Below are 266 nucleotides of genomic sequence, written 5' to 3' on the forward strand. Positions count from 1 at the left end.
TGTTTTCCCGCTCTCGTGAATGGTATGCAACTGACATGCGCGATCTCTGGCGAGAGTCTGGCGTATCGCTTTACTGGAGATACGCCAGAACAGTGGTTAGCGAGTTTTCGTCAGCATCGCTGGGACCTGGAAGAAGAAGCGGAAAACTTAATTCAGGAACAAAGTGAAGATGATCAAGGCTGGGTCTGGTTACCCTGATCCAGATATTCGTCCTTCCATTTCACGTAATTATTCGCGGAATAGCGTAACCCAGCCTTCTCTTCATC

Annotated in this window: 1 protein-coding gene; it reads left to right on the plus strand. The window is 48.5% G+C overall.

Annotated features, from left to right (window positions below; genetic code table 11):
• Positions 1-198, plus strand: a 198-nt coding sequence (locus tag SB756_RS30895; protein WP_281135898.1) for a DUF1488 domain-containing protein, incomplete at its 5' end; no start/stop codon positions are given.
• Positions 199-266: the final 68 nt, after the last annotated feature.

It is taken from the genome of Pseudomonas sp. SIMBA_068, from assembly GCF_046534705.1.
Classification (GTDB): Bacteria; Pseudomonadota; Gammaproteobacteria; order Pseudomonadales; family Pseudomonadaceae; genus Aquipseudomonas; species Aquipseudomonas putida.